11 protein-coding genes and 11 pseudogenes are annotated in these 24957 nt (G+C 57.3%); 11 read left to right on the top strand and 11 right to left on the bottom strand.

The window, feature by feature from the left end:
- The 5 genes and pseudogenes from NKH93_RS32675 to NKH93_RS32655 all read left to right on the top strand — a co-directional run.
- Window positions 1-291 (top strand): annotated as a pseudogene (locus NKH93_RS32675) (aspartate aminotransferase family protein); the annotation flags it as partial.
- A gap of 76 nt (window positions 292-367) precedes the next feature.
- A complete protein-coding gene (locus NKH93_RS32670; protein WP_352975596.1) occupies window positions 368-703 on the top strand; it encodes a hypothetical protein in 336 nt (111 codons plus the stop codon).
- 216 nt (window positions 704-919) lie between these two features.
- On the top strand, window positions 920-1192 hold the full coding sequence (locus NKH93_RS32665) for a site-specific integrase (protein WP_352975592.1): 273 nt from the start codon (window positions 920-922) through the stop codon (window positions 1190-1192).
- Between the two features lie 85 nt (window positions 1193-1277).
- Complete coding sequence (locus tag NKH93_RS32660) at window positions 1278-1616, top strand: tyrosine-type recombinase/integrase (protein ID WP_352975589.1); 339 nt, start codon at window positions 1278-1280, stop codon at window positions 1614-1616.
- Window positions 1613-2350: pseudogene (locus tag NKH93_RS32655) on the top strand (tyrosine-type recombinase/integrase); the annotation flags it as partial. The gene NKH93_RS32660 and the pseudogene NKH93_RS32655, both read left to right, overlap by 4 nt.
- On the opposite strand, the pseudogene NKH93_RS32650 reads toward NKH93_RS32655, so the two are convergent.
- Window positions 2242-2696: pseudogene (locus NKH93_RS32650) on the bottom strand (tyrosine-type recombinase/integrase). The pseudogenes NKH93_RS32655 and NKH93_RS32650 overlap by 109 nt on opposite strands.
- On the opposite strand from NKH93_RS32650, the gene NKH93_RS34450 reads away from it, so the two are divergent.
- Complete coding sequence (locus NKH93_RS34450) at window positions 2592-2948, top strand: hypothetical protein (protein ID WP_502896540.1); 357 nt, start codon at window positions 2592-2594, stop codon at window positions 2946-2948. The pseudogene NKH93_RS32650 and the gene NKH93_RS34450 overlap by 105 nt on opposite strands.
- Here the strand turns inward: NKH93_RS34450 and NKH93_RS32645 are convergent.
- Window positions 2908-3777, bottom strand: a pseudogene (locus NKH93_RS32645) (IS110 family transposase); the annotation flags it as partial. The gene NKH93_RS34450 and the pseudogene NKH93_RS32645 overlap by 41 nt on opposite strands.
- Window positions 3714-4064 carry a hypothetical protein gene (locus tag NKH93_RS32640; RefSeq protein WP_352975586.1) on the bottom strand — a complete coding sequence of 117 codons (351 nt, stop codon included), beginning with the start codon at window positions 4062-4064 and terminating at the stop codon, window positions 3714-3716. The pseudogene NKH93_RS32645 and the gene NKH93_RS32640, both read right to left, overlap by 64 nt.
- 1610 nt (window positions 4065-5674) lie before the next feature.
- On the opposite strand from NKH93_RS32640, the gene blsG reads away from it, so the two are divergent.
- The 3 genes and pseudogenes from blsG to NKH93_RS32625 form a co-directional block, all read left to right on the top strand.
- Window positions 5675-6778 carry an arginine 2,3-aminomutase gene (gene blsG, locus NKH93_RS32635; protein WP_352975583.1) on the top strand — a complete coding sequence of 368 codons (1104 nt, stop codon included), beginning with the start codon at window positions 5675-5677 and terminating at the stop codon, window positions 6776-6778.
- 357 nt (window positions 6779-7135) lie between these two features.
- The gene (locus NKH93_RS32630; RefSeq protein ID WP_352975571.1) at window positions 7136-8026 is read left to right on the top strand and encodes a dimethylarginine dimethylaminohydrolase family protein; all 891 of its coding nucleotides are present in this window, start codon (window positions 7136-7138) and stop codon (window positions 8024-8026) included.
- Window positions 8027-8077: 51 nt separating this feature from the next.
- Window positions 8078-8796, top strand: a pseudogene (locus NKH93_RS32625) (aminotransferase class III-fold pyridoxal phosphate-dependent enzyme); the annotation flags it as partial.
- Between the two features lie 371 nt (window positions 8797-9167).
- Here NKH93_RS32625 and NKH93_RS32620 read toward each other — a convergent pair.
- Both NKH93_RS32620 and NKH93_RS32615 read right to left on the bottom strand, forming a co-directional pair.
- Window positions 9168-9882, bottom strand: a pseudogene (locus NKH93_RS32620) (transposase); the annotation flags it as partial.
- 52 nt (window positions 9883-9934) lie between these two features.
- Window positions 9935-10947, bottom strand: a pseudogene (locus NKH93_RS32615) (transposase).
- Window positions 10948-11235: 288 nt separating this feature from the next.
- On the opposite strand from NKH93_RS32615, the pseudogene NKH93_RS32610 reads away from it, so the two are divergent.
- Window positions 11236-11319 (top strand): annotated as a pseudogene (locus NKH93_RS32610) (IS6 family transposase); the annotation flags it as partial.
- Between the two features lie 75 nt (window positions 11320-11394).
- Here NKH93_RS32610 and NKH93_RS32605 read toward each other — a convergent pair.
- The 6 genes and pseudogenes from NKH93_RS32605 to NKH93_RS34435 all read right to left on the bottom strand — a co-directional run.
- Window positions 11395-12913: pseudogene (locus tag NKH93_RS32605) on the bottom strand (MFS transporter); the annotation flags it as partial.
- A 475-nt stretch (window positions 12914-13388) separates the two neighbouring features.
- Window positions 13389-14888, bottom strand: coding sequence for a M81 family metallopeptidase (locus tag NKH93_RS32600; RefSeq protein WP_352975565.1), 1500 nt, complete (start codon window positions 14886-14888; stop codon window positions 13389-13391).
- Between the two features lie 178 nt (window positions 14889-15066).
- Window positions 15067-16314 (bottom strand): ATP-grasp domain-containing protein, encoded by a 1248-nt coding sequence (locus tag NKH93_RS32595; protein WP_352975561.1) that lies wholly within the window; start codon window positions 16312-16314, stop codon window positions 15067-15069.
- Window positions 16315-16530: 216 nt separating this feature from the next.
- Entirely contained in the window at window positions 16531-19629 is a 3099-nt protein-coding gene (locus NKH93_RS34445; RefSeq protein ID WP_502896539.1) for a type I polyketide synthase, read from the bottom strand.
- Window positions 19630-20460 (bottom strand): annotated as a pseudogene (locus NKH93_RS34440) (beta-ketoacyl synthase N-terminal-like domain-containing protein); the annotation flags it as partial.
- A 9-nt stretch (window positions 20461-20469) separates the two neighbouring features.
- Window positions 20470-23604: pseudogene (locus tag NKH93_RS34435) on the bottom strand (non-ribosomal peptide synthetase); the annotation flags it as partial.
- Between the two features lie 385 nt (window positions 23605-23989).
- Here NKH93_RS34435 and NKH93_RS32585 point away from each other — a divergent pair.
- On the top strand, window positions 23990-24730 hold the full coding sequence (locus tag NKH93_RS32585) for a 4'-phosphopantetheinyl transferase family protein (RefSeq protein WP_352975553.1): 741 nt from the start codon (window positions 23990-23992) through the stop codon (window positions 24728-24730).
- The last annotated feature ends 227 nt before the right edge of the window (window positions 24731-24957 follow it).

Raw genomic sequence — 24957 nt, 5'->3', positions numbered from 1 at the left:
GCTGCGATTGCCCACCATCAAGCGCATTATGTAATCAGTGGTGCTGCGTCGCTCTTTCGGATCCATCCCAAGCAGAAGCTGCCACACGACTACCGGGAAGCCTATCCTTCGCCCGATGAAGCGGCCGCAATGAAAGCCATGAGCCGGTTCTTCAGAAACAATGGAATCGTTCTGCCCGTGGATGCCTCGGCTTGCTTGTCGACGGCTATGTCTGACGCTGACATCGATAAAATCGCAAGCGTTTTTGAGCGGTTCCTGGCGATGTCGGTTTCGAACGGGGAGGCGCGATAATGAACATTTCTAGGCGATGTCACGTTGTCTGCACATAATAGTGGTCGGAGCCTCCTCATCAGCCTGGAGTCCGATCATGTTCGACACCCTGTTCAGTTACCCGAAAGTCCTGACACGCCATCAAACCGGTCCCGCACGAGACGAGCGAGAGCGATATCTTGTGGACCGCGCCACTGTGGATGGGCTTGCTCATGCCACCTTGCTGCGCATTGCCGGCGAGCTGCTGATTGTCGCGCGATGGATCGGCCTTGGGCATGACGGGCCTGTCACGTCTCAGGATATCGTATCAGCTGCCCAAAGCTGGGCCGACCATCAACTTGTCCAAGGTCGCGCGCGAGATGATCGGTGGCCACGACAACTGTTTCGTCCAAACGGCCACCGCTTGGCTCCGCTTCCTAGGTCGTTTGGTTGAGCTGCCGCGGGACAAGCCGGATGGCTTGTCGGCCGACGTCGAGGACTTTGTCACGTCCTTGCGTCATGAACGCGGCCTGGCGTCGGCGACAGTTCGGAACCGGCGCTGGCATGTCGACTGCGTTCTTAAAACGGTTCGTCCGCGCACGACATCGACCGCGCAGATCACGATCACCGATATCGATACCTTCCTCGGCTTGAAAGGCAAGGAAGGCTGGTGCCGCGTGTCCGTCCCATCGAGCGCTGGCTGCGTTCCTTCTTCCGACACGCCGAGGTGCGCGGCTGGTGTCGCCGTGGGATTGCCGCGGCCATCGACGCGCCGCGGTTATTCAAACAGGAAGGCCTGCCCGGCGGTCCGGCATGGGACGACGTGCAGCAGCTGGTCGCCAGCACCGGCGGAGAAGACCCGCGCGACATCCGCGACCATGCGATCCTGATGTTATTCGCCATTTACGGTCTACGAAGCGGTGAGGTGCGGGTTGCGCCTTGAAGATCTGGATTGGTCGAATGAAGCCATCACCGTTCATCGACCTAGCAGCGGCGCGCGCAATGCTACCCGCTCGTGACTTCCGTCGGTGACGCTGTCCTTCAGTACCTCAAACGCGTCAGGCCACGTTGCGCACGCCGGGAGCTCTTCCTGGCACTCAAGGCTCCATTCCGGCCGCTTTCGGCAGGCGGCATGTACCATGTGGTCAGCAGTGTTGGCGCAGCTGGGCATTCCTGTTCCCAACCACCATGGTCCGCATTGCCTTCGCCACGCCTGTGCCACCCGCCTGGTCGCGACCGGGCTCAGCTTGAAGGAGATCGGCGATCATCTCGGCCATCGCAGTGCCTATGCGACGCGTGTCTATGCCAAGGTCGACCTGACCGGTTTGCGCGAGGTGGCGGATTTTGACCTGCGGGGGCTCGTATGAAACTCGCCGACGCGGTCGCCCGCTATGTCGACCATAAGCAGGCCATGGAGATGCGCTTTCGAACGGAAGCGCACACCCTCAGGTCGTTTTGCCGGGCCATGGGCGATGTCGCCGCGCGCGATGTCAGCGCCGTCGACGTGGTCTCCTTTCTCGCCGGACATGGCCCGATCACCCGTTTCTGGGAAGGCAAGCGCAGCGTGCTTCGCGGCTTCTACAGATTTGCTGTCGCCTGCGGCTTCACCGACCAGTCGCGGCTGCCGCAGCGTGTTCCCAAACCGCAGCAAGCCTTCGTACCCTACATCTATTCTGGCGACGAATTGCGTCGCCTCTTCGATGGCATCCCGGCAATTAATCATCCGCGTAGCCATATCGCCCCGGAGACCTATCGGATTCTCCTGCTGGTGTTGTACGGTGCCGGACTTCGCGGCGAAGCGCTCGCCCTTACCCTGGCCGATGTTGACCTTGGTGCGGGGGTCCTGCTCATTCGCGAGAGCAAATTCTACAAGACCCGCTTCGTACCGATTGGTGGCGATTTGGGCCGCGTTTTGATCCCTTATGTCGAAATGCGCCGCGGCGACGCCGATGCACCGCTCTTTCTGTCCCGGCGCGGTGAGGCAATCACGCGTCAGAGTGCTGAGAAGGCCTTTTGCCGGCTCCGTGCCGGGCCGGCGTCATGCGCGACGACGGAAACCCACGACATCAACCGCGTCTGCACGACAATGGTGTTGATGTCGACGCCGGCGCGCAACATATGGGTTGCCGTGCTGTGGCGAATGGTATGCGGGCTGATCCGTTTTGTTGCCAATGCCGCGAACTTGGTCAAAAGCTTTGCCGCATGGCGTTCGACCATGGTGTGGATACCGAAGCGGGTGATCGGCTGGCCCTGGCGGTTCTGGAATACGGGCTCGGTCGGCGACCGTCTGTTGATGAGTTTGACGATTTGGCGACGGTAGCCGGCCAAAGGGGACAAAGGCGTTGCTCTCCACCCTTTCCGTGGATTCTGACGCAAGCGGCGCGCATATCGAGATCACAGATCATGAGTTGGGCCGCTTCAGTGGCTCGAGCGCCGGAGTTGTACAGAAACAGCAGGAGGTACTGCGCGCCAGCTTTGCCGTTCATCGCCTCGCCGCCTGGTACCGCGCCGGCGCCGACGTCCAGCGACTATTGCCGCAATTGTCGACCTATCTCGGCCATGTGCATATCGCCGGAAGACAGCGTTACCTCGCCCTGACTCCAGACCTGCTTTGCGAAGCAAGCATCCGCTTCGAGCGCTACGCCATGGAGGTCCTTCCTAAGGTGTGCCGTCCTGCCAGGCGCGCCAGAGAATTCTGAGCCATGCTCTAGCGAGGATGCGCACCGCGTGGGGGTGTCTGCATCCTCGTTTTCTGGCGTCCTGACAGAGCTTTGCGGTCCAAGGGCTGGCATGGCGGGAGTATCGGCGAAGCAGGTGAGTGCGGCGCGCAGGCGCTTGTTGCAGGCCCATCGCCATGTGACGCTGCGGGATTTGCCGCTCTGGTGACCGGAGCGACGCCGGCCTCGGCAGCGAGGTGCTCCTGGCTCTGGAAGCGAGCCCGCACGTGCCAAGTTCGGCGGTGATCTGTGCGGCACAGATCTTTCCGGCACGCGGGAAGGACATGACGATGCGCCCTTCGGGGAGTTCTGCGACGGCATGCCCGATGCGGCTGGAGAGCCTGGCGATCTGGATGACGATGCTCTCGAGGGTTGCGGCGATGGCGCGCGCGAGTTCGCCCTTGGCATCGGCCTCGGCCTCAGCGGCCATTGTGGTGGGAGCGGCGCTGAGCCGGCCGAGCACATCGGCAACGCTGCGCCGGCCGCAATACTGGTTCTGGGCGAGGAAGGCAGCCATGCGTTTCTCACCCAAGCGAGCGGCGCTTTTGGGCGTTGGATAGCGCTGAAGGAAAGCCAGCGCGATCGGACTTGCGATGTCGGCGAACAGGCTGGCGGTGCCAGGCCAGAAGCTTTCGAGCAAGGCGCGCAGCTGATTGGCGAGCACGAGTCGTATGGGGACGAGATCGTCGCGCCCGCGCACCAGCGCGCGCAGCGCCTTGATGGCGTCGGACTGTGGCCTGAGCGGGGTCAGCCGGTGCCCATCGGTGCGCGAGATGTCGGCAAGAATGTAGGTATCGCAAGGATCGCTTTTAGTGGCGACGGCGCGGTAGCGCGGCCGGCACGCCTTTGCGACATTGGGATGGACCGGCGTGCGACGAAACCGGCCTCGATCAGCACGTCGACGATGAGCCCGCTGGGCCGTTCGATGGCGACCGGCGTCTCTTCGGGCCGGCCATGACGGCGCAGACGCGCAACGGGATCGGCAAGCCCGTCGCGATCATGAGTTATGACAAAGCCTTCAAGGATCTTGCCGCCAGCGTCGGCGATCCAAACGGCATGGCTCGATCCGCCCCAATCGAGACCGACGAAAATGGTCATGGATCCACCTCGCATAACTGGAGTATGGTGCCCGGTGCAGGGAGCCCTTACGGGATGCTCATCAATTGGCGCTCTGGACGCATCTTGGTCGACATGTCCGTGGCGCATCTTCCTGTAGCCCGTCTGCGGCTTCCGGCCACCGCAACGCAGCGGGTCTCATGCGGGCCCTCAAGGGGCAAGCGAGCTTGGCTGTCGTCGCGGTGGCGCGGGACCAGCGCCCAACCAGTCCTTAAACTGATTCAGCGCATCGGGGAGGTTGCCTGATGAGCGACCACACTCTTCTGGGTCCGTGAGTCCGACGTTTCCTGCTGGAACATGTGGTGGCCGAACGCAATCTCGCCCGCAATACAGGGTAGCTCGGCACGTCTCGCTCGACACGACCAACATCTATGCCGAAATCGACTTCGAGATGAAAGCTAAGGCCTTGGCCGCATGCGAGCCCGCCAGCGACGTCAAACCGACAAGGTGTTGGCGAGATCGGCCCGACCTGAGGGACTTCCTCCGCAGCCTGTAGCTGTCCCATAATGTGGCGCTCGAAATGTCTTCATGGCGGAAACGCTGGGCGCCGCGCCCGAGCGTCACATAAGTGCGGACGCTACATTACGCATCAAATGTGGCCGGCCACATTTGATGCTGGAAATCCGCCCGCCCGGATCTCAGGGTGATGGGCGCGCTGCTACCTCAATTTCCTTATCACTCAATCAATGTGACAGCACCCCGCAGTCCGAAACCTCGTCGTCCCATCGCAGACCAACCGCCCGGCAACACAAATTCGAACCCATCGCCGCCAGGCATGGCCACGTGGGAAGCCGTGCTTTTTGATTGTCCGCTTTATCGCGCAGCATTATTTCTCGCCCTTGCCGACAAACCTGACCCCGCCCATGCGGTCGCCCTCCGCGATCGCCACCGCACGCTGTTTGTTGGGCTATGTCAAACACGACAAATGCTCCGATATACCCTCGGATGGCCCGCCTCCGTGCATGAGGATCGGCTTGGCCCACCCGAGCGACCGAGCCTTTCATCGCACGAAAGGGCGGGCCACAGCGCGGAGCCCGCAGGTTACAGAACCAGGGTTCGATCAAGCAGAATGGCGGCATGCAAGCGCCATGGGCCGAGCGCACTGCCGGCGGTTTGTGCCGCCAGATCGTGCCCGACGCCACGGCGGCGCAACTCCGAAAGTAAGAGCTAAACCGCCGTGAATATTACGAAATAAGTAGTTTTAATTAGACTTGTGAGGCGCATTTTGTTGATGATGAAATAAAGTAGAAACATAATATAACACCACAAAAAGATATTTCGTTGACTTTTTGCATTGACAGCTCTGCAATTCCACATTTAATTGCGGCTTAGGCCTTTAGTCACGGTGCACATACAGATAGGCTGCGAGTGAATTTTGATATAGATCGTCAAACGAATGAACTGAGGAAGGGCCATCTCCTTTGCAGAAACAGAATCGCCAACGATCTCGATAAAAGGAAATATCAGATGCAACACCGCCTGCTATCTATATTGCGGTAGACTTGCAACAGAATTACTATGAGTCGGTAGTTCTTCTTGGAGCAATTACGCCCATCGGAGCGTCAAACTTCTGAAATTGTGGAGTCCCTACAATGTTGCTGACGAAAGAAAATTTCACCGACGCCGTTTGGAACGACTGGAAGTTCCATATGCGCAATCTAATCAGGACGAAGGACAAGCTCGCGCAATGGGTTGCCCTAAGCGACCAGGATGTCACAGCGATTGATGCGGTCAAAGGCACCTACCGGTGGATGGTGACTCCCTACTATGCGTCATTGATGTCGAAGACGGATGACAAGTGTCCGATTCGCCTGCAAGCCATACCTCATGCGGATGAAATGAATACTGATGGTGGCTCGGATATTGATCCCGTTGGGGACGCGATATTCATTAAGACGCGACGTGTTATACACAAATACCCGAATAGGGTCGTTTTCTTGGTTTCAGATACATGTCCTGTTTATTGTCGTTTTTGTACCAGAAAATACCATACGTCTAACGAGAAAGGCACATACTATAACACGGATTATGATGCCGCATACGAACCTGATTTCGAGTATATAGCCCGGCACCAGGAAATATCCGACGTTCTACTAACAGGTGGCGATCCGCTCGTACTGAGTGATGGAAAGTTGGAAGAAATAGTAAGTAGGTTGCGATCTATACCGCACGTCAAGGTAGTAAGAATCGGATCCCGTTACCCGGTCTTTTTGCCTCAGCGAATTACCGATGAGCTATGTAGCATGCTGGATAAGTATCGGCCCATATGGCTTAGCACGCACTTCAATCACCCGATCGAAGTGTCTGCAGAGGCTGCCGAAGCCTGCGACCGCCTCCTTCGGCACGGTATTCCCGTGCAAAATCAGACGGTCCTATTGAAGGGTATTAATGACAATCTTGAGACACTGAAGGCGCTCTTTCGCAGGCTTATCGAAATACGGGTGAGGCCGTACTATCTCTACCATTGCGATCGTGTCACTGGCGTTTCCCATTTCGTGACTGGTCTCGAGCAAGGCCAAGAGATTGTCGATGGGCTTGTCGGGTTCGAAACGGGTTTTTCCGTTCCGAGCTATGTGGTTACTACAAAACTTGGAAAGATTCCCGCTCAAAGGCCCTATCTATTTCGGCGCGACAATCGAATCTATGTGAGGAATTATAATATGGAAGAGGACGATATAACCGGTTACCTCATCTGAATAAGTCTCTTCGCTGATGACTGATCTATCCCGTCTTATGCATAACAGCGTGTTGAAAAGGCTGGCGTATGTAAGCTATTTCGCGTCAGGAAAATCGGCGGCCACTCCGGCGCCTCGCATGGGGTCGCCAGAGCTGAGGACCAGGCATTTCGGTTGGCTTGGATTCTCGACCAGCTCAATCACGCGAACTGAGCCTCTTGAATAGTCCAAGAAACAAAGAAGGTGTTCAAGAGCTACCCGATCGGCTAATTCGACATCGGCATCGCCGACTGACAGACTGCTGATCTCCATTCTTATCGTCTCGGGCCGGGACCACCTTCACATAGACCGGCTTTAAGCAATCCATCAGGAGGAAACATGCTGGAGACCAGTCCGCGCCCGGTACGCCAGACAGACGGCCGGGAGTTCGTGCGTAGCGAACACGGTGTTCTTCAGGAGGTCGCGCTCTGTCGCCCCACTTACTACGACTGGGCCGCCGAGAACGCGATTGTTGAGCAGTCAAAGTCTTCAGGCGCGTCAGTCGACGTGGACGCCGCCATTTCCCAACACCAGGAACTGGTCGCGGCGCTCGAGGGGGAGGGGGTGACATGCCACTTCCTCGAGCCCGATGACCATTTGCCGATGCAGACGTTCGCCCGCGATAGCGGGATCATGACTCCGTGGGGCATGCTGATCGCCCAGATGGCCCGCCCGGAACGGCGCGGCGAATGGGGCGCTATCGAAGATCTCGCCTCCCATCTTGAGCTGCCTATCTGGAAACGCGTTACGGCGGCTCCGGTCGAGGGTGGCGATGTCCAGATCCTTAGAGAGGGGGAGATTATCATTGGTGTGAATGAGGTCCGGACCTTCTCAAAAGGCGCGGACCAGGTCGCCCGCTGGGTGGGGGGCGAGGGTTGGAGTGTGCGCAAGATCCGCGTTCCAGCCCATTTCCTCCATCTCGATGTGCTTTTCAGCGTGCTGAATGAGCGGCTTGCGCTATGCGCAACCGAAATTCTGGATGCTGCTGATGTCGGCTGGCTCTCATACAGGTACGAACTTATCCATGTGAGCTACGGCGATGTGATGCGGATGGGCTGCAACGTTACCGCACTCGGCAACGACGTTGTCCTGTCTGCCCAACAACAGCCCGAGATCAACGCGCGTATTCGTGCCAACGGGCTTAAGGTACTGGAGCCGGATCTCCAACAGTTCGTGCTCGAAGGCGGCTCGACACACTGTCTGACCATGCCGCTGAGACGAGGTTTGTGATGCCTACTGCCGCAGCGGCTGTCTATGACAAGATAACGAAGTGACCGCTGATATTTCGGCCAGAACATGCGTAGGGTCTATTTCGGCCTGTCCGGCTCCGCCGCAAACGAGACCAACATCAAGCTCGTCTGGTACTACAATAACATTCTCGGCCGCCCTGAAAAGAATAAGATCATCTCGCGGCATCGCGGTTATCACGGTTCCGGGGGGCTGGTCACTGGTAGCCTGACGGGCCTTCCGTTCTTTCATAAGTTTTTTTACCTGCCTTTGAACTTGGTGCGCCTTACAACGACGCCACACTACTATCGCCAGTCGCATGAGGGCGAAACTGAGGAAGCCTTCTCCAAGCGCTGCGCCGACGAGCTTGAAACCCTTATTCTTGCTGAGGGCCTAGATACGGTGCTGAAGGAGAGAAACATTCTGGAGCATGTCCGCGATGTCGGGCCCTATTGGCTTTCCCGTAATGAAAGCCGAATTGGAGGACATCCTATTCTCGGCGAAGTTCGCGGCGTCGGAATCCTATCTGCCGTAGAGCTGATGCGAGATCCCAAAGCGCGCGTACCGTTTGAGCCCGAACTTCAGATGGGGGCGCGTGCCGCCGCTGCTCTGCTTGAGAATGGGGTCATCGGCCGGGCCATGCCGCATGGCGATATCCTCGGCTTTGCCCCGCCACTGATCATCACCAGGGACGAGTTGACATCATCGTCCACGCCATCGCGAAATCGGTTGACACGACGTTCCGCGCGCTAAAGCCCGAAGGCGCAGTATAATTTTTGCTGGCACCACCACCTTTTTTTGCCGCTGGAGTTGGCTTGCGGACAGGTCGGCCAGTTAAACCCGGGGCTTCCATCACCGCAATCAACTTGTAAATTGGCGGGTGGCACGAGGGGGTACCCTGCCAGTCGCCGGACAGACATAGGAGGACCCGACAACCCCCATTCCGATGCTTTTGATTGGGATGGAAGAGCTGCGGCGCCGCGAAGTATGGTCATAGGGGTTATCAACTTAACTGTAAGCGGTGCGCCAAGGCACCTTTCCCGAAATAGTGCGTCTATGGTAGGTCAGCGTTGGTCGGCGCGCCGGCGCCGATCACTCCGGGTCGTGGTGGGTAACGTCGTGGAGTTCGCGGAGGGCGGGGATGGATCGCGGCCAGGCATTCGCGCGTCACGTCGTCGACGATGTTGAGCACGCGGAACCTCCGGCCGCAGGCGAACTAGTCATGCACGAAATCCAGCGACCAGCGCGCGTTCGGCTTTGCCTCGACCAGGATCGGCGCCCGCGTGCCGACCGCTCGCCGCCTTGCCCGGCGCTTGCGCACCATCAGGCCCTCCTCGCGGTAGAGCCTATAGATGCGGTTGACGCCAGATGCCTCGCCCTCGCGCCTGAGCAGGATGAACAGCCGCCGGTAGCCAAAGCGTCGGCGCTCGTTGGCGAGGTCACGCAGCCGACCACGCAGCTCCGTCTCTGGCGGACGCCGGGACTGGCAGCGGATCATCTTGCGATCAGCGGCCACAAAGGAACAGGCCCGACGCTCCGACAAGCCATGACGGCCCGCAGAGGCGCGACGGCTTTGCGCTTGACGGCGGGCCCTACCATTTTTTGGACAGAAGCTCACGCAGTGCCGACGCTTCGAGCATCTGGTCGGCGACCAACTTCTTCAGCTTGGCGTTCTCGTCTTCCAGAGCCTTCAGCCGCTTGGCGTCAGAGACATCCATCCCGCCATACTTGGCCTTCCAGTTATACAGCGTCGCCTCCGAGACCCCGTGCTTGCGGGCCAGATCGCCCGCCTTTGCTCCCGCCTCATGCTCGCGCAGAACCGCAATGATCTGCTCTTCCTTGAACCGCTTTCTCTTCATCAGTCCGTCCTTCAATCAAGGGCCGGACTCTAATCTCAGATGGAGGAAAAACTCAGTGGCAGGCAGCCAGGGCAAATTCTTCCGCGTATGGACAGGCTGAAGCCATTGCGACCTTGATCCGACGCACCGAGACACGGACCTGCGCACCGATCTTCAGCAGCTTCAGCCTGACTGTGCCGCAGGGGGCGTGTGAGCGCTGGTGCGGTCGGCGCAGAGGTCGAGCTGACACTCCTTGATCCGGTTCTCCATGTCGCCGCGGGCACAGTGTCGGTAGAGATCCTCGTAAAGCCCCCGTGCCGCCCAACGCTTTGGCTGAGCGAGGGTCACGACGAATCGCGGATTGCGCCCTGCGTCGTCCACTCGGCCTTGGCGATGACCCGCCATCGGCGTGACCACATGAAGTCGCGGAACACGCGCGCGGCCTGGTCGCTTTTCCTGCCAGGCGAGCTTCCTGCAAGGCTGGAGCGATCTTCTTCTCCAGCCGCTCGTTGCGGGCAAGGCCAAAGACATAGTCGACGCCGTTGGCCTCGCACCAGGCAATCAGCTCTTCCCGGGCAAAGCCGGAATCGGTGCGCAGGACAATGCGCACTCTGCGCCACTTCCTGCGGATCTGCCGCTCCATCCGCTTGACCTCCTCGACCGCTCCCTTGCTGGCGTCGATGTTGGAACGCCTAAGCTTTGCCGCCAGCAGGTGCCGGCCGCAGAAGATGTAGAGCGGCAGCTAGCAGTAGCAGTTGTAGTAGCCGTGGAAGAACCGGGTTTCCTGGTGACCGTGCACGGGGTCGTGGCGGAGCGTGTCGTGGTCGTTGACGTCCTCATATCCCAGCGCGATCGCCGTGATGCGCTGTCCCACTAGCGTCTGTACGCTGTGCACCGTGCAGTCCGAATCGCGTCGCTCGATGAAGCAGGCAGCCACCCGGCGGAACAGACCGACGATTTTGTCAACGTGGCGCACAAGCAAGGCGCCGGCATCCGAGGTGATCGCTCCGCCGTCGAAACCGGCGACCACTTTGTGCCGTCGAAGCCTTCAAATTCGAGCTGATCGGAGATACGTTGTGTGTGCATCGGACCCCGTTCCTGTCTGGTAACTCTTTGTCACAAACGCAGTTTCTCAGATTTTTGGGGCCGATGCACCCCTTACCTTGAGATATTCAGGCTAGCCTTGCATCTTAAAATAATGCGCATTAGGGAGGTAAGATCTTGCTTGAAATGTCTTTGAATAGGCGTGGGCTGCTGTTAGCCTCGGCAGGCTTGGGCGTCTTCAATACTCGGAGGGATAGCATTGCCTTTCAGAGCGTTCGCGGCCGAACCGAAAAGAGGCCGCGATATGCGGGTGACGAGGATGTGTTGCAACATTTGATGCGTAAGCAACAGGCGAGGTTCGCCTTCAATCCGAATCCATCCCTGGCCGAGCAGTTCCAAATCCTTGCCGCATGATTGGCCTCGCGTCAGATCTCTCTGCGCTCCCATTCAGCCGTTGCAACAAAACCATTTTCGGTGGCAATCGTCTCGGTGCAGTGCTCTTAGGCGTCGCGATTTCAGCGTCGCGATGGGTCTGCCTCTGGTTATATATTCGGCCCATGTCGGTACGTGGTAACACTCTCGGTCCATAGTTCGGGCTTTTCGAGGTCGCGTAGCAGCGCCCACTGCCTGGCACCGTCTCGAAGTCGGGCTTTTCGCCACGATGTCATCACGATGAGGTATTCTGGAACGTCTTTCTGATCAATGCGATAATCAACCATCACCATGATCGGTCCGCTTCGCGATCGCAGGTCAAGTCGGCCGGTTCGCTGAATTTATTGGTTGGGTCGAGATTGAGCGCTTCGAAATCCGGTTGGCGAAGAAAAATGCCGATCAGCCCACCGAACCCAAGAACGAGGCTGGCAACGAACAAGGCTCCAGAAACGCCCTGGATATTCGCCAATTCACCCCAGATCCAGCTGCCGGCCGCCATGCCGCCATATGTAGCCGTCTGATAGAGGGACATGGCTCGCCCGACGACCCACCGTGGCGCCGAAAGCTGAACCGTCACGTTAAACAGCGAGAAAGCCTGCAGCCATGCCGCACCAGCCGGTATGAGGAGAAGGCAGCTCAGCCAAACGTGTTCGCTCGATGCCAGAAAGAAGCAGCTGATCGCCAACACAAAGAACGCGGCACGAATGACCCACTCGTTGCTGAGAACTTCACGGGTCCGTCCGATGAGAAGCGCGCCGCAGATCGCACCCACGCCAAAGAACCCCAGCATCACGCCGTAGGTGATCGCAGTACCCTTCACCTGTTCTCGGGCAATGAGCGGCAGCAGAGCCAGAATGACGATCGCGGTGAGGCCGAAAACGAAACTCCGACACATCACCTTGAGAAGGTTCGGCGACAACAACACATAGCGGAAGCCCGCGCCCATGGCACTACCGAAAGCCTCCCGCGGAAGCGACTGTCGTGCACGTACAGTTTTCCACCGCAAGAGCGCGATGATCAGGGCGAAGTAGCAAAAGACATTGAAAAGAATTGCAAACGCCGCCCCGGCTGTCGCTACGATAAGACCACCAATGGCCGGTCCGATGCTGCGCATGAGATTGTAGCTCATGCCGTTAAGTGCAACTGCGCTCGACAGGTGCTCGCGAGGGACGATATCCCCCATCGAAGCTTGCCACGATGGGTCGTGCAACGCCCAACCACAGCCGATCAGGAACGTGAGACCCAACAGGGTCCAGGGTGTGAGTGCCTCCGCGTAGGCCAGACACGCCAGAGACGCGGAAACGCCCACCATCAGCAGCTGAGCCGTCAACATAATCCGGCGGCGATCGAAGTTATCCGCGAGCGCTCCCGCTGCTAGCGAAAAGATCATATATGGCAGCGTGGTCGATGACTGGACGAGTGCCACCATGCCAGGCGACGTGGCAATGCTCGTCATCAGCCATGCAGCAGCCACGCCCTCGACCAGAGTGCCAAGGTTCGAAACAAGTGCAGCCGACCATAGAGAACGGAACATCTTGTGTTGAAACGGCACGAGTGGAGATCTTCTCTTTGCCATTGTGGAAACTTTCGGGATCGACTGCTGGATGGAATTCACAAGCTATCCAAACATGCCCACGCCATTAAAGCCAAGCTGCCACGCTCGCGCGCCGGATTTGTTGCAACGGCTGAATGGGAGCGCAGAGAGGGCTGACGTGAGGTCAATCACGCGGCAAGGATTTGGAACTGCTCGGCCAGGGATGGATTCGGATTGAGAATATTCTCATTATTTTTTCGCCTTATGATTTTCGCACCAGTAGAAAAAGTATCATTTCGGCAGGACCATACCACCTATAGCGAGTTAAGTGCATGAATAGTCTTTAAGCTTGTTTTAAGGTTATATTGCAGAACCAGCTGAGCTGCTCGTGAAGAAGGGCGCCGATCCGGAGATCCTCTGCCGCAAAGAGACACTGATCGCACAGGAGGAGGCGATGGCCTGAAAGAAGTTCGAGGCCTACCGGCGGGTTAGCGGGGCCTGGTGTCGCGAGAACGTCCTATACCGCTAAACGCTCCACTACTTGAGCCGGGACAATGGGCGCGTCACCCACATCGGTGTCCGGCCAGACCCGTGCGCGTTTTTTGGGGAAAGCACCTGGCACGAAATAGGAGAGGCCCGCGCTTGCAACATAGATAGTCGCTGCAACGCCCTCGAAATTCCGATTGAAGTGGAACTGCGACTTCATGACGATAAAGTCCTGCTCGCTGATATTGATGTCGTGGGATTCGAAAATGGCCGGATCAACGATGAACCCTGGCTTTGACGTGGCAATCACAAGGAAACGGTTGTCAATCTCGATAAGGGCCGTCTTTCCTATGGCAGCGGATTCGTTGGCAAAACTGGGTCCAATGAGTTTGATATCCCTGTTATTGAGCATCTTGACCACGCCTTCGACCTCGAAGGGCAGATATAGCGGGGTTACCTTGCCGGCGAGACGCATCTTGATTTTCGCGCCGACTCCGGCGGCATGTGCCTGAGCGACGGTTTCCGGATCATTGACCGTCATCGCGCCCTGGAGCTTCACAGGATGCTTCAGTGCGGCCTGCAGGATCAAGGTGCTGTCGCCCGGCGCGCCGGCCAGCGTCCGGTCACCAAGATCGGCAAGCGCCTTGGTGATGCCGCTCTTGTCCTTCGCAGTGGCATCTAGGGCCTCTGCGATCGTCACAGTTTCATCCTTGAAGCACTCGCGCAGATCCCAGAACTCCTTGGCGTAATCCTCGACGATCGCCTTGGCTTGCGCATACGGCCCGTTGCTCAGGATCACAGCGGCCTGACCCATGTCCGTTAGATCCGCAAAGCGATAGGCGTTGTAGATGCTAAGGTCCACCACTGGCGCTTCCGACTTCTCGAGCGCACGGGCACGCGCGTGCATTTCCTTAAGTGGGCTGAGATGAGTTTCGAGCCTGCCTGCGGCAATCATTCGGGTTTTCGCGAAGGTATAGACCGGGCACAGACGGCCTTCCAGGACATCGAAAACCAATCTGACGACCTTCTTGCCATTGTCGTAGTAATCGTCATGGGGATTGTTCTTGCAGGCGATGCAGATGTCGGCTGCCTTTAACATCTGCGGCGTGATATTGGCATGAAGGTCGAGACCTACTCCGATGACTGCGTTTCCGCCGATGGCGCTGCGAATGTAGGAGAGGAAATCACCTTCCGCATCCTCGATCTCAGTCGTGGACATCGACCCATGCAGGTCGAGGACAATCGCATCGGGCGCGAGCTTTTTGAGTTCATCGCCCCAGAACTGGCGTTGCTCAACGTAGAAACCATGATCGATGGCGCCGCTGGGGGCGACCATCGAATCCGAAACGGGAAGGGTTTCAATGTCAGCGCGTTCAATCAAGGCGTCGACAATCCCGCCGAGCGTCGTGCCATTTCCCTTGGCCGCCTCGATCACAGTCTCGCCGCGAACGACCGTGATATCTGCCGCCGCTGTCGCGGGCGCATATCCGTGCGATTCATGAAACAGGCGTCCGACTGCTATGCGCTTCATAATATCAAATTGTCTCCTGAATGTCAGGGTTTGATCGCCAGGGACTTCGCGCTACCTACTCGGGCAGCGTGCGATCACGTATTGCTGCGTTTTATGCCGTGGTTTCAAGCTCACCGAGCGGATGGAGTGGCCGGTGGTGACCCGCAACAGGGTGCGTCGGGGACAAGTGCTTGAGTTCTTAAGGGGCCGCAGTCCGCTCCTGTTCGCCAGGGGTCGAAAATGGTGTAATCGACCAATCGATTAAGTCGACGGCACGCTGAAGTATCGCCTCTGTCTGAGCACGGCTGGGGGAAGCGGCGATGACATACCCGATCAAGTCTCGGAGATCGCCTTTCCTGACGATTGGCGTCTTGGCTTCAACATAGAATTTGACCTCGGCTACACCAGGTATGGCAGCCGCCCGACTGTCGCCACTGATCCAATCGAGAGTGCCATCACCATCAGGAACCAGGAACCGCGCGGCCGCAGTGTGCGAATACCTTCTGTGCAAATCCCATTCGTCACCGATGACAAGCTTGATGTGCTCGGTGACGAGATCGATGCCGTAGGCCAGATGAACCAGTTGGGGAGTTGGGCTGCCATGAAGGCGTGGATTGACTTCAATGACGACTGGGCCACGCTTCGTCCACCGGAATTCAATGCCCGTTGGCCCCCAGTCAAGGCCGAGAGCGCGCAAACAGCTTAGCGAGACATCGGCGATACGACGATGCTCGTTATCAGTCAGCGGGGCCGGAACGGTCCATTCCCGACCGACAAAATGGGGTAAGGGGCCGAAGTCAGCGGTGCCAATTCCAATGATCTGATCTCCCATTGTGTCGGCCCAATAAGAGGGGCCTTGTGCGAATTCTTCGACCAGTATGCTCGGCGGGGACTGCCATATGTGCTCCCCGCCCAAAAGATAGGTCGTATGTTCGGCTAACTCATCGAAGCTGCGGCACAGTCGGACACCTCTGCTGCCGGCACCAACTGCTGGTTTAAGAATCACCGGCAGACCGATCTCCGCAGCAAAACTTTCCACCTCCGTAGCATCCGCTGCCAAGCGATAAGCAGGTATTGGAACGCCGGCCTCTGCGAGTAGGTGACGTTGCTTGAATTTGTCGCAGCATTGTTCGATGGATGTGGGGTTCGGTCCCGGCAGATCGAAATGGCGGCAGAGCTTGCCAACTCTCGCATAGAACGAGTCCCCGACGGACGTAATGCCAGCAATGTCATAGGTTGCGCGGAGCCGGGAACATTCGCGGATCAGCGCATCGAGATCGGCTGTATCGCCACGGATTGCCTCAATTCCTTCGGCCCCAAGATAGTCGTACTGAGCTGGATCAGCCGACAGGACAATTGGATGAAGACCAAGTTGCAGAGCTGCTTGGACGTATAGCGGACCATTATACCTTGAACCTTCAAGCAGGATGAGCGCTCTTCTTGCCATTGGCCGTTGTCTCCGACGTTGCGTGCTGTGCGGCGGTCCGGGCGTACATCGGCAAAATCTGTTTCAGCCGTGCCTGATCTCAGACCTTGTAGTGAACGTACCATTGTCAGCGATTTCCGTTCGCAAAGATTCTGCAAACTTAGTTCAAGGACTTGTTGCAACAGTTTGGTCACCGGACCGTGTCCCGCTTATGCGATTCGCTGCTGGTGCCGTCTCTTAGTCGTTTCGATTGAGATAATCTTTGAGCTTCGTTGCTAGGACGCGTACATGGGGCGGAGCGACCATCGTGTAATGGTCACCTGGCACTTCGTGGATTTCCAGGCGCGCCCTCGCGAACTGCTTCCACCCAAGATCGCCATCAGGTTCATTAGTGAATGTGCGCAGCCCCTTCTTGGCTGCAAAAAGAACGGACCTGCTGTCGTTGAACCGAGGCGTATATTCGCGCAGCGCAATTTTATTTGCCTCGGCAACTGCCACGATATTATTGAACTGCGATTCGCCCATGTCGGGTACGTTGCCTGCTTGCATTCCGAAATCGAGCAAGGCCGTGACCTGACACTCACGTTTGATGGATTTCAGCTTTCGCCAATGTTTCTTCAGCGCAGGAAAAAGGACGCTCAATGTGACCGCTTGCTCGCTAAGCCACTCAGGAATACGGCGGTCGCCGAGCAAGCGGTGATACCGGTCGCTTGTGTGCTCTTCATCCTTGTGAAGCGCCTTGGCATCGAGCAGCCCAACTATAGCTACCTCGTCACCAACATCGTGCAATTGGCAGGCCATTTCCCAAGCAATGCTACCACCCATGGACAAGCCGACCAGATGATAGGGGCCGCGCGGTTGTACACTCTTGATAGCCTCAACGTATTCCCGCGCCATCTCCGGAATGCTCAGGTGAGGTCTTGCCTCACCGTTCAGACCGCGCGCCTGCAGGCCGAAGAGCGGCTGCTCTGTGCCAAGTGCCGTAGCAAGAGGCTTATATAGAAGCACATGTCCCCCAAAAGGGTGGGGGCAAAACACAGGCGTCCGCGAACCGCCCGTTTGTATCGGCACCAATGCGTTCGGACGCGCGCTTCCACGGATCTTCGACAGGGCTGTTGCGAGCCCTCTTGGAGTCTGGTGTTCCAGCAGCAGGGAGACAGCCAATCTCTCTCCTGTGAGCTGCTCGATGCGATCGATGACGCTTAAGGCGCTCAACGAATCGCCACCAAGATCAAAGTAGCTGTCGGTCAGGACAACCTCATCCAAGCCCAAAATGTCTCGATAAATCGCCGCAATTTGGCTGTCTAAAGCTGCCTCAGCAGACATCTCAACAACAGTCGGACTGTGCACCCCTTCGTTTCCAGTCCGGCGGTCGACGGATACGGCTGCTATATCAGGCTGATTCAAATCGGCATTTCGTTCCTGCTCCTTGGTGACGACCGCATCGAGCCAGTAACGCTTGCGATCAAAAGGATAGGGCGGGAGGGGGGTACGCTGCGGGGGCTTATGATCGTGCAGGACAGACCAATCTATGCGAACGCCGCAGGTCCATAGCTTGCCCAATGTCTGTACCAGTCTCAGGCGATCGCCTTGCCCATGATCGCCTCCCGGCAAGGCCGCAAAGGCGAGGGGACTACGAGGGTATATCTTTGACTTGAACCGCTTGGAATGTCCTGTCAGGGCAGCGCCAGGCCCCATCTCAATGAACAACTCATGGCCCGATTGCACTAGCCGATCGAAGGCCTGATGGAACTGCACCGTCTCTCGCAGGTTGCGGACCCAATAGCTGCTATCGAGCGGAACGTCCGGCTCAAGCCAGTCACCGAGTACCGTTGACATGAAAGGCATTTGCGGCGCGTGCAAATCGATTTGTGCGGCGTGAATCTTAAACTCTGGCAGGATTGGGTCGAGTAGAGATGAATGCACGGCATGACTTCCAAGTATTCGTTTGCTCGCAATAGATTTCGCCTGCAATCGCTCATGAAACGCTTCGATCTCGGATGCGGCCCCCGAAACGACGCACTGACGTGGACCATTTATTGCCGCCAATGAAAGGCGTTCGTTCCAAAAGGGCTGGAGCTCTTCCGGCGACAGGCTGACTGCAACAATCCCGCCGGCAGGCACACGCGACGTTAACTGTCCTCTTATCAGCGTCAATCGAATAGCATCAGGTAACGAGATGATGCCGGCAAAATGAGCGGCTGCATATTCTCCGATGCTGTGGCCGATCACAGCTGCAGGGAAAATGCCCCACGACATGAAGAGCTTCGTCATTGCATATTGCGTAGCAAAGATGACAGGCTGTATGACGGCTTCCAGCTGAGGCTCAAGCTCGCCATCAGATTTGCCTTCGCAGTAGAGCAGGGGGCGGAAATCAATATGTCCGAGCTCATCAAGCCAGTTTGCGCATTCGTCGATGGCGTTGCGGAATACCGGCTCTTCTTCATAGAGCTCCCGACCCATTCCAATCTGCTGCCCGCCCTGGCCCGAGAACATGAAAACGATGCGGGGTTCACTGCTTGACACCTCTCGCGTCGCGCCCACCTGCAGTGCCGCCTGGTCGATTTGGCCGGCTAGTTCCACCAGACCGGATCCGACGAGACTTGTGCGATATCTGAGAGCGGCTCGACCCTTCTGCAGGGTGTATGCGATATTTGCTGCGCTGTGCTGAATATCGCTTCGGCGCATAAAGCCGGCCAGTTGCTGGAGCATTTCGGTCATTGCCGATCTGCTCGCCGCCGATACCGGAAAGACGTGCGGCCTGCGACTGGCCTGCGCACTGGTTCGCGGCGGAGCCTCCTCGAGAATCGCGTGCGCGTTCGTGCCACCAATGCCAAATGAGCTGACCCCGCCGCGCCGCGGCCGACTACCCGTGGGCCAAGCGGTGCAGGTCTTGTTTACGAACAACGGGCTCTCCTGAAAGTCTATATTTGGGTTTGGTTTTTCGAAATGTAGGCTGGCGGGAATGACTCCCCTGTTCAGCATAGTGGCGAGCTTGATCAATCCCGTTACACCCGCTGCGGCGTCGAGATGCCCGACATTTGCCTTCACCGAACCTACCGCGCAGAATTGTTTCCTCGCCGTGTGGGAACGGAAGGCCTTGGTCAGACCGGCGATTTCGATGGGGTCTCCAAGATAGGTTCCCGTACCATGCGCCTCCACGTAGCCAATCGTATCCGCTGGGACGTCAGCATCGGTGAGGGCAGCTTGAATAACTGCAGCTTGTCCGTCGGCGCTGGGGGCGGCGAAGCCTACCTTGGCGGCGCCGTCATTGTTGATGGCGGTCCCCTTTATGACCGCCCAGATATAATCTCCGTCTCTACAGGCATCGCTCAACCGCTTGAGAACGACGACCGCGGCTCCGCTGCCTCTCACCGTTCCTTGTGCTTTAGCATCGAACGCACGGCAGTGGCCGTCAGGGGATAAGATGTGGCCCTGTTGATGGAGATAGCCTTTTCCATGGGGCAGGGAAATCGATGCGCCGCCTGCCAGCGCCATATCGCACTCATTGCTGCGCAGGCTCTGGCAAGCGAGGTGGATAGCAACCAACGAAGTGGAACAGGCCGTCTGAACTGACACGCAGGGACCGGTCAGGTTGAGCTTATAGCCAATGCGGGTCGCCGTGAAATCGTGGCCATTAAGAATGCGGATCTGCAACTTCTCTGAATCCAGCAGGTCGCGGCCTGCTTCACGTTCAGCGAGATAGTGGTTGGCCCCCACGCCGGCAAAGACACCGACTCGGCCTTCTGCGTTCTCGCGCGATCCGTATCCCGCATGGTCCAGCGCCTGACACGCCGTTTCCAGCAGGATTCGCTGTTGCGGGTCCATCCACGCTGCTTCCTTAGGCGAGATGCCGAAGAACGCTGCGTCAAACAGATCAACTCCGCTGATAACGGCTTCGCGCCTCACATAATTAGGCTTGCCAAACGTATCAGGATCAACGCCAGCTTCTCGCAATGTCTGTTCATCCAAGTCTGCGATGGACTCAATGCCATCGACCAGATTGTTCCAGAACTGATCGACATTCTCCGCCCCCGGGAACCTGCCCGCCATACCTATGATCGCAACAGCATCGCGGTCCTGTTTGGGTTCGCTGCCGCTTCCGGTCGAACCAATTGTGCTCTTTAAACCTCCAGCGGAGTGAGGAGCAGCTTGAGTTGCGGCCAAATGCGCAGCGAGCGTTCTTATGGTGGGGTGCTCGAAAAGATCCAGAATCTTGCAATCAATGCCCAGACGATCTTGGATACGCGCTTGAACCTGGACGACAGCCAGGGAATGTCCGCCAACATCGAAGAAACTGTCTTCAACGCCAACGGAATCCAACTTGAGCACGTCCTTCCAGATGTCAGCCACTTCCGTCTGCAACCTGCCGGTCGGAAAAGTTGCGGCCTTTAATGCCGAGGCGTTTCTCCTCGGCTCGGGAAGAGCGCGCCGATCGATCTTGCCGCTGCGATTGGTCGGTAGCTGCGGAAGGAACACGAACTGTGAGGGAACCATGTAGCCAGGCAGCGCGGCGCGCAGAAAAGACTGAAGTTCATCGGTATCCTCCGAACTTTCCGGTCGCCTCACCACGTAGGCCGTTAGACTCGCGTTGTCTTCGGGACCGTCTGTCAGCCTAACGCAGCAAGTTTTGACGGTGTCGTGCTCCATCAGGCACTGCTCGATTTCGGCAAGCTCGACCCGCATGCCCCGAATCTTGATCTGTCCGTCTTTCCGGCCCAGGAACTCAATTGTGCCATCTGACCGATAGCGGGCCCGATCCCCAGTTTTGTATAGTCTGGATTGCTGATCATCATCGAACGGGTTTGGCCGAAAGAGCTCGGCCGTGAGTTTATCGCTATTGAGGTAGCCGCGGGCTACGCCGACGCCTCCGATGTAGAGCTCACCGATTGCGCCGACCGGTGTCGGATTACCATAGCGATCGAGGATGTAAGCCTTAGTATTGATGGCGGGGCGACCAATGGGTGGCTTTCGCCCGTCGGGTTTTACCTCGGTCCTTATGCAATAAACGGTCGTTTCGGTGGGCCCATAGGAATTGAAGATGCGGCGCTTCTCACCCCATCGCTCAATGAGGCCCGGCGGCAAGGGCTCTCCACCTGACTTGATTACGGTGAGATCTGGAAGATTGGTCGACGGCAAAGATGTCCATGCTGTCGGCGTAAGACCAGCAGCGGTAATGCGCTCACGGCGCATGAACTCGACAAGTTCTGCTCCGGGCAGCGACGCTGATGGGGGCGCCAGGCACAATTGACCACCGGAAGTTAAGGCCAGCATAAAATCGAACAGCGATGCATCGAATCCGCAGGAGGCGAACTGTAGTACCCGGCTATCCGGCCCCAACTGATAAGTGCATCTTAGGTCCTCCGCCATGTTGCAGGCGCTGCGATGTTCAATCATCACGCCTTTCGGCTGACCCGTGGAACCAGACGTATAGATCACGTAGGCCAAATCGGAGGGACCGGCGGGGCATTGCGGAGGCGTGATTTCATGTTGAGCAATTTCGGTGTGGTCTTTGTTGAGGAGAACCACTGCGCATTCATTCGCACCTTCAATGTTTCGCCCTGACAGGGCTTCCCCGAACGTCTGTTCTATGAGCTCCGATTTGCTGATGAGGACAGTGGCACCAGCATCCCGCAACATGAAGCGTAGACGCTGAGGCGGCAGTCGCGGATCGAGAGGAAGATAGACGGCCCCCGCCTTCAAGACCGCGAGAAACCCGACAAGGAGATCGCACGAACGCTCAACGAGAATGCCGACCACGTCCCCAAGGCTGACACCTTTTGCAATTAGATGACGCGCAAGCTTGTTTGCCCTTTGCTCAAGTGCGGCATAGCTGAGCGCCTCCGATGGGCAGCTGACAGCGATATTGTCCGGGTAAGCGGCAGTCTGCGCTTCGAACAGGTTGTGCAGGCAAGTGTCGGACGGATGACATGCAGCTGTGTCGTTAAAATCATGCAGGAGCTGCTGCTCCTCCTTTGGCCTCAGAAGACTATAGTCGCCTATCCGTCGCGCTGGCTTATCTGCGATCGCCTCAAGCAAAAAATGATAGTGCTTCGCAAGCCGCTCTATGGTGCGAGCATCCCACAAATCCGCTTTATACACGACGTCAAGGTGGATACTTTCCTTGCTGGCCAGGATTCGAAAATCAAGATCGATCCAGGTATCGGTCTCACAAAATCGAATTTGCGCAGGCAAGCCGTAGAGGTCGACGTCGCATGGCGTGAAGCCAAGAGAACTCACCGCCTCCGGAGTGAAGTTGAAAACTGCTTGCGCGAGCGGATTGCGATGAGGTGTAAGGGGGAGCTTGAGCTTCTCTAGAAGCAGTGGAAGAGGAAAATACTCGTTGCTGCGCGCGCTGCGCATCAGGTGTCGCACCCGCTGCAAATGGTCGAGGAAAGTGGGATTTCCGGAAAGATCCTGCCGCAGGGCCGCCAGGGTCACAAAGTAGCCGAAGGTCCCCGAAAAATTTCGCGCCGGACGACCGAGGCGTGGCACGTAAAGGGTGATGTCGTCCTGGTCGCAATAACGATGCAGCAGGACATAATAGGCAGCAAGCAGAACGGTGGACAGCGTCACTTTTTCCTCGTGCGCCAGTCGTTCCAAGCGCGCGACCACGGGCTTGTCGATATCCAGGGAGAAAACTGACCCCGTGTGCCTCGCGGGCGCAGTTCGCGGTTTGTCGGTCGGAAGGGCCAGGTCGGGCTCATGATCGACAAATTGGCTGCGCCAGTACGCCCACATACGCTCTCCGTCTTCGCCGGCAAGGAGTCTCTCCTGCCAGGCTACGAAGTCCTCGTACGGGGTCGTCGTGGTCAGGACCGGTATTTTCGTGTCGCCACAAAACGCCTGGTAGAGCCTGCCGAACTCGTGCAGGAAGGTGCGAATGCTGTAGGCGTCGGAAATGATATGATGAAAATTGAGGAGAAGACTCTCGTCCGCGGCACTGCGCTTGAACAGGTGTGCGCGAAACAATGGCCCATGTTCCAGATCGAAAGGCGAGCGAGCTTCCGCTGCGATGGAGTGATGGAAGGCCGCCTCTTCAAGACCTTGTAGCCGAACGACATGAAAACTCAGAAGAGCAGTCTCATGAATGCGCTGATGGATCTGCTCGCCTTCCTGGTGAAAGGTCGTGCGCAGCATTTGATGGCGGTCAACCAATGACTGGAGCGCGCGCCGCAAGGCATCAATGTCGAACGGTGCCTTTATGCGCAGCTCGACTGGCAGATTGTATTCGCTACCGGTCGGTCGTTTTTGATAATGTATCCAAAGGCCCATCTGGCCATGCGACAGCGGGCGCGTAACATGATCCATTGCTTTCTCCAGCCACATAGTTGTGCGGAGAACATTACCTGTCTTCTCTTGGGGGCGGTCTGAATTTTTAGAGAATTATTATTTAATTCATGTGAAGCTATTGTATTAAGAAATATTATATTCACTCGAGATGGGAATTGCTGATGACCCGAGATATAAATTTTAAACAAAGATTAAAAGAAAGATCGAGACGCTTAAAGTTGTTTCAAGATCGTTAAAATGTCTTCATATATCTTTACACATCGTGAGCCGTCGGCAGCGTAGAAGCGGGTCAGTAACGACCCGCGCCAAATAAGGCAGCTGAAGGGTGTGAACGGCCAAAGCGTGAACGACTTGACCGTTGTGCTGATCACGCAGGAGCGTGTAGTGGAGCGAGCCACATGCTGTGACGCATGCATCAGAAGGGCAGACTGGCACAGCCGACGTTTGGGTTTTCCGGCATTCACAGCTGACGATCACGACGCTGCAGATGCGAGAAGCTCTAAACCCAGTTGAACTGGAAAGGGCAGAAAAAATCCGCAACTTAGATCTGCGTCTTTCATATCTGAAGGCAAAGTTTGCTTTTCGAACGATCCTTGCTGCGCATTTGCATGTTCCGCCGAAAAATCTCCAAGTGACCATTTCGCGCTTTGGCAAGCCCAGATTGCCAGCGCATAATATTGAAGTGAGCCAGTCTCATAGCCACGATTGGTCCGCCGTCGCCGTATCAGCCATGAGCTGGGTTGGGATAGATGTTGAGCATTGGCGTCCCTTGGCGAATTGCCGACGGTTGGCTCGCCACATTATGACTGACCAAGAGGCAAGAATATTTGAAGAAATTGCGCAAGAACTGTGTGCACGAAAGTTTCTGGAGCTTTGGACCAGAAAAGAGGCCGTACTGAAGTGCGCAGGTCTTGGCCTTTACCAAGATCCGCGAGGCCTCCATACGGGCTGGGATGAGCCCGCCGTGCAATTTAATGGCCTGCAATATCACCTCAACGCGCTCCCAGTACGCGGGCAGTTGACAGGGCATCTGGCATCGCATAATCGCCAACAAATCATCATGCGCAGCCTGCCATCTTGGCTGATGCGCCGTCCTGCGGCCGAGTTTCTAGACTTGGTTCCGTCCACAAACCCAAACTATTGATCTAATTGCATATCGTCATTTTCTGGGAGCAAAGCCCGGCGGTCTAGGTATCTTGGATCATGCCCTGATTCCAAAGGAAAACCTGCAGCCGCTAGAACCGACATGCACCGTCCAAGCCAGATTTCAGTTGTGTGCGTCAAGTTCTGCAAAATGGCGTGGCATTGCGGTGACGTCGGCGTGTCCGCCGCGCAGCCCCCGTGTTTAGCGGAGCGGCGGACACATGACGG

The organism is Mesorhizobium sp. M0954 (assembly GCF_040319155.1).
GTDB lineage: Bacteria > Pseudomonadota > Alphaproteobacteria > Rhizobiales > Rhizobiaceae > Mesorhizobium.
This window is presented reverse-complemented; position numbering and strand designations above follow the sequence as displayed.

What these genes read in the sequence shown, in the direction of transcription:
- NKH93_RS32595 (WP_352975561.1), bottom strand. Translation starts at nt 16,314, where the DNA reads ATGGCAAGAAGAGCGCTCATCCTGCTTGAAGGTTCAAGGTATAATGGT.
- blsG (WP_352975583.1), top strand. Translation starts at nt 5,675, where the DNA reads ATGTTGCTGACGAAAGAAAATTTCACCGACGCCGTTTGGAACGACTGG.
- NKH93_RS32670 (WP_352975596.1), top strand. Translation starts at nt 368, where the DNA reads ATGTTCGACACCCTGTTCAGTTACCCGAAAGTCCTGACACGCCATCAA.
- NKH93_RS32600 (WP_352975565.1), bottom strand. Translation starts at nt 14,888, where the DNA reads ATGAAGCGCATAGCAGTCGGACGCCTGTTTCATGAATCGCACGGATAT.
- NKH93_RS32640 (WP_352975586.1), bottom strand. Translation starts at nt 4,064, where the DNA reads ATGACCATTTTCGTCGGTCTCGATTGGGGCGGATCGAGCCATGCCGTT.
- NKH93_RS32630 (WP_352975571.1), top strand. Translation starts at nt 7,136, where the DNA reads ATGCTGGAGACCAGTCCGCGCCCGGTACGCCAGACAGACGGCCGGGAG.